General features: G+C 65.5%; 1 pseudogene. It reads left to right on the top strand.

The window, feature by feature from the left end:
- Positions 1-516 (top strand): annotated as a pseudogene (locus AC1DVK_RS27205) (hypothetical protein); the annotation flags it as partial.

Below are 516 nucleotides of genomic sequence, written 5' to 3'. Positions count from 1 at the left end.
CGAACGGGCTGGGCACCCCCATCGAAGGACGCCAGGCCGTTTTTGTCCGCGGAGCCGAGCATTTCAACGAGGCGCTGGCACCCCTGTCGTGTTCAGGGGCACCGATTCTGCACCCGGTCACCCGCCGGGTGCTTGGGTCCATTTCCTTCGCCTGCGACACCGGTTTGGACAACCCGCTCATGCTGGCCATGGCCCGCGAAGCCGGCGGCCAGATCGAACGCCGACTGCTCGATCTCGGCAGCGCGACGGGACTCGCCCTGGGGATGTCGCAACTGCGTCTGAGCTCCTCCAAGGCCCCGGTCATCATGCTCGACGCCCTGGCTGTCATGACCAACGTCTCCGGACTGGCCGTGATGAGCAGCGAACTGCACACCACCTTGTGGGAACAATTGCGTGGCCTCGAGTGGACCGGCGCCAAGCAAACCATCGAAATTCCCTCCCTGAACGTCGATGCCACGGTCCAGCGAATTGACGATGCCGGCGGGAGCTCGGCCTTCGCCCTGGAGCTCTCCCGGG

Source organism: Peribacillus sp. P4_B1 (assembly GCF_056402395.1).
This window is presented reverse-complemented; position numbering and strand designations above follow the sequence as displayed.